Origin of the sequence: Streptomyces graminilatus, from assembly GCF_001418565.1 — a bacterium.
GTDB classification, from domain to species: domain Bacteria; phylum Actinomycetota; class Actinomycetes; order Streptomycetales; family Streptomycetaceae; genus Streptomyces; species Streptomyces graminilatus.
Genome location: NZ_LIQQ01000835.1, coordinates 1 through 4,354 on the forward strand (window position 1 = coordinate 1; position 4,354 = coordinate 4,354).

At 69.1% G+C, this 4,354-nt stretch carries 4 protein-coding genes and 2 pseudogenes; all 6 read left to right on the forward strand.

The features are described 5' to 3' along the window. A pseudogene (locus tag AOK08_RS42015) lies at positions 1-282 on the forward strand (hypothetical protein); the annotation flags it as partial. A gap of 185 nt (positions 283-467) precedes the next feature. Next, positions 468-2,246, forward strand: a complete 1,779-nt coding sequence (locus tag AOK08_RS42020; protein WP_055535852.1) for a hypothetical protein — start codon at positions 468-470, stop codon at positions 2,244-2,246. 156 nt (positions 2,247-2,402) lie between these two features. After that, positions 2,403-2,867: a hypothetical protein gene (locus tag AOK08_RS42025; RefSeq protein ID WP_055535854.1), complete on the forward strand. Its 465-nt coding sequence runs from the start codon at positions 2,403-2,405 to the stop codon at positions 2,865-2,867. 133 nt (positions 2,868-3,000) lie between these two features. Beyond that, positions 3,001-3,636, forward strand: coding sequence for a TetR/AcrR family transcriptional regulator (locus AOK08_RS42030; RefSeq protein ID WP_063794251.1), 636 nt, complete (start codon positions 3,001-3,003; stop codon positions 3,634-3,636). Positions 3,637-3,688: 52 nt separating this feature from the next. Next, positions 3,689-4,072, forward strand: a complete 384-nt coding sequence (locus tag AOK08_RS42035) for a hypothetical protein (protein ID WP_055535858.1) — start codon at positions 3,689-3,691, stop codon at positions 4,070-4,072. 96 nt (positions 4,073-4,168) lie between these two features. Next, positions 4,169-4,354 (forward strand): annotated as a pseudogene (locus tag AOK08_RS42040) (hypothetical protein); the annotation flags it as partial.

The following is a 4,354-nucleotide window of genomic DNA, read 5'->3' on the forward strand; positions in this document are numbered from 1 at the left end:
GCCCGCGCCGCGGCCGCGGCGATGCGGGTCTACGGCATGAACCCGGCCCACTACCGGTGGTGGCTCAACGACATCGACCCGTTGAACGTCGCGTGCTGCGTGGTCAACGCCCAGCTGTGGAGGCTCGGCCGTCGAGTGACGGTCTCCTGCGCCGATTCCCTGCGGGAAACCCGCCTGATGGAGGAGTCCGCGCACCGGCGTGCCGAGAGGGCGAGAGCCGAGCAGAAGCGCCGCCCCGTGCTGTACCCGACACGGACAAGGCCTCCGTACTGGCCGTTCTGAGTGCCTTGGCCGCCTCACGGCCAGGGGCCGGCTCCGGACGCGTTCGCCTCCTCTCCCTCATCCCTGGGCGGGAACCAACCTCTCGATGTTGCATATCTCGATGATTGAATGTACTTTCATTTCATCGATCCGGCGTGCAACGGCCGGGACTTCCCCGAACCCCTGTCTCTCCAGGTGAGGTTGTCATGTTTTCGCATCTTCCCGATGTGCCGGACTCTGAGCTGCTGTCGATCGGCGCCGCTGCCGCCAAGAAGCCTCGCGTCGCCCCCGGCGAGTTCACCATCCTCACCGAACTCCAGTTCCAGCTCTACCGGGAACTCCACGCAGCGGCAGCGGGGATGGTCCGTCCTCCGGTGCTGCCGGGCACGCAGTCCTCGGCGTTCGCCCGGCTGTCGCACGCGATCCAGAGAATCATCGATCGTTCCGAGGCGTTCGGCGTGTTCCGCCAGGTGTACGCCCACTTGGCGAACGCGGCGCTGAACGATGCCCGCGTGGCGGACCAACTCCTCGCACTGTCGGGCGCGCAGCACGGCCCGGGCGCCTCACTGCTCAGGCGTCTGCTTCGTTTCGCGGCGGCCGACGTGCTGGTCAGCAACGTCCAACAGCTCCTCGCCGACTTTCTGGAGATCGCCGACGCGGAAACCGTGCGTGCGGCTCTGGCCCAGGTGGCGGGCATGGAGTGGGCCATCGACCCCGATGACGTCCACCAGGTCATGACCATGGGCACCACCGGCGGCGTCGTCCACGAAGTCCAGGACGAAGTGCGCAGGTTCCGCACACTGCTGAACCTCGACGCCTACTCGGGCACGCCCTCCGGCCACTGCCTCGCCGAAAGCGAGAGCGCGACCTGGGAAGTCACCGACTGGAACCGCATCCGTACCTGGCGGCGGCGCTACGTCGCGGCGCACACCGGGAACATCGACTGGGCCCTGATGAAAGCCGAGGTGTACCGCAGCAGGCGTGAGCCGCTGGCGCCCTACCGGCATCCCGAGGGACTGGAGGCGGGGGTGGTGACGCAGCTGCGGCAGGAGGCGGAACGGGCGGCCTCCGCCCGGCTGATGCAGATCACCGACTCGGTGGCCCAGATGGCGCTGCGCCGGTTGGAGCGGCGCAGCGACCGGCGCACGACGCCCTTCGACCAGCGGCACCTCCCCTCCGCCCGGGGGATGCTGTTCCTCAACACTCCTTTCGTCCTGCCGGAGCCCACCGGACGGCGCATCATCGGCTACGTCTGGGGCCCTTGGGCGCCGGGGGAGGACGAAGGGTGGCTGAAGCTTGGGGCCGACGGCGAGCCTGAGCCGCTGGAGATCCCGCCGGGCGATACCTCCTGGACTTGGGTGACGCCTCTGACGTGCGACGAATCGCTGCTGTCGCTCCCCTTTTCGCCCTACAGCACACTCCTGCTGCGCCCGGGGGATGTACTGGAGCCGGAGACTCGGCTTCGGGACCCTGAGAACTCCGACCGGCATCGGAAGGGCCTCGGGAGCTTGGGGCGCAACGAGCTGATGATCCGGCATGTCCGCAGTCTCTGGGAGCTCCTGACGCAGCACCAGCGGTCGTCGGTCCGGGTTCTGGCCGAGCAGGTTCACGAGGTCAAGCCGCGTGAGCAGCGTTCCGACCGGCGTCGGGGAATCACGGACTCGGGCCAGGTAACCACCGTGTGGGTCGACCCGGACGCGGGCGAGCGTTACCGGGCACAGCGCCGCAGTGAAGGGAGCGAAGGGGGGCACACCGGGCGCAAGCTGACCGTTCGATACTGGCGGGGCGAACACGAACGCCAGCAGTGCCCGAACCCGCACAAGCACGCGGAGCGGCAGGCGCACGAGGGCTGCGTGCACGACGAGATCACAATCCCGGAGCACCCCGTAGGTCCCGCAGGGGCGCCGTGGTCCGACCGGATGCTGCGCGCCCGGAGCCACGGCTCCCAGGGCAGCGCCGGTGCGGACAAGCGGGTTCACCCATAACTCGAACGTTGCATATCTCTATGATTCCGTGTATTTTAGAGATAGTCGGCGGTCCGAGCCTCCTCCTCCACCACCAGCCGGGCCGCCTCTTCTTCCATGGCCCCGCGCTCTTCTTCGCGGGGTGCCAGGCGCCCGATCCTCATTCAAGGACCTCTCATGGCCGATTTCCGCCCCACCCGCGCCCACCCGCACCGCTTCTGCCTCCCACTACACATGGCCTACGGCGTGGCGGTTCTGTTCGCGGCGGCCGGGCTCATCCTTGAGCAGCCCGTGATGTTCCTGTTCCTGATCGCCTTCGGCGTCATCACCACCGCGGTCTCCCGCCTGATCAGCGGCACGCCAGCCGCCGATGCCGCCCGGCAGTCCGAGGACCCCAAGGAGCCCGAACTCGCGCCTCATCGAATCTGGGGAGGAGTCGCCGTCACCATGGACGCGCTGCTGGTCGTGAGCGCACTCGTCGTCTGGATCGCTCTTCTCGGTAACTCCAGCGGCGACCTCGTCCCGCAGGCGTCCGTGTCCGGCTACGTGGCGCTGGCCCTCAGCATCGCCTTCCTCACCGTGCACCTCTACGCCCATCATGCAGCCGCCATCCCCGCCGCCGATGAGTCCGTGCCCGCTTGAGAAATCCCGTGTCGGCACGCCGCTCCTCCGCCGCGCACGTCCAACAGGCCCAGCAACGGCGGCGATGCACAACTGCCCGGCCCTGGCCGCCATTCCCCTCATCCCCTCTCGCCTCCCGTTCCAGGAGAAGACCGTGCCCTCCCCTGCCCTGCCCCGTACGACCGACGGCCGTGTGCCCGGCCAGCGGGGCCTTCGCACCCGCCAGCTGATCGTGAGTACTGCGCTCGACCTGTTCGGTGTGCACTCCTATCGCGACGTCACTGTCGTGGAGATCGCTCGCGCTGCGGGTACGTCACCAGCCACCGTCTACCAGTACTTCTCGGGTGTCGAAGAGATCGTGCTCGATGCCGCCGACCATCTCGCTCGGGAGACGGCGGATGCACTTGGCGCCTTCATTGACGGCAGCTGGGCCACGAAGGGCCTGCCCGGCGCTCAGCAGTTCGTCGGCGCCGTGCTGGACCACTGGGGCAGGCACCGCGCAGCTCTCCGCGTCATCGCGGCCCTCACCGCCGAGGCCGACCCCCGCTTCGTCCATGCCTTCAAGTCCGTCACCCGGCCGGTGAACCGCGCATTGGCGGCCGCCGTCGAGCGCCCCATGCCGTCGGACGGCGCCCGCAAGGCCCTGGTCCACGGCCTCGTGGCCGTGCTCGTCGCCTCCGCTACCGGGCAGCAGCGCGTGGCCTTGACGGCGAACGTCAGCGTCAAGGCACAGCGTGAAGGGCTCGCGCACCTCGTGCACGTGGCCGTGTCCGCCCCCACCAATCTGTAGCGCCCGCTCCTCCTCCCTTCGCACCGGCTTCGACCTTCCTCCGGGGGACTTCGTGCTCAGGCCCAACGCGCTCCTCATCGGCTTCGCCCTCGGCGTGGCCGTCGCCCTCCTCACCACTCGATTCCGGTCCCGCCGGAACCGTGTGCCACTTCCGCCGTCCGTGCGGACCGCAAGTCCCGAACTGATCGCCGCGTTCACCCTGGCCGTGGCCGAGCAGGTCCCCGGCATCGGGGGCTGCGCCTACGCGAGCGTCAGCGTCTGGGAGCGCAACGCTCCCGACACCCTCGTTCACCTCTACCCGCCCCACGGACCGTCCATCGGCTGCGTACGTCTCGATGCCGCCGGGGCGGGACCGGCCAGTGCACGGGCCGCCGAAATGCTGGCCGCGATGGATCTTCCCGCCGGCGTCCTGGTGGTCCCACTCGTCGGCCACTGACAAGCACGAACTGTCAGTGCCGGACACCAGGATGACCACACCGGCTGCCCGTCCGCCGCCGGGCAGCCATTCCCGATCAGCTACAGCGGAGAAGTCATGACGTCCATCGGTACCGCCCGCCACTTCCAACCTCATGGCACACCCGGTCACGTCTGCCGGGACCACAACCGGGCCGTCCTCGCCCCCACGGTCGCGATCGAAGCCCTCCGCAGCGGCCTGGGGCCCGACCTGGCGGACGCCCAGCTCGACCAGTGCGCGGTGGCAGCGGAGCGCGCTCCGCTG

Bases quoted from the DNA above. Each gene is read 5' to 3' on its own strand.
- AOK08_RS42020 (WP_055535852.1), top strand. From the start codon at position 468: ATGTTTTCGCATCTTCCCGATGTGCCGGACTCTGAGCTGCTGTCGATC.
- AOK08_RS42025 (WP_055535854.1), top strand. From the start codon at position 2,403: ATGGCCGATTTCCGCCCCACCCGCGCCCACCCGCACCGCTTCTGCCTC.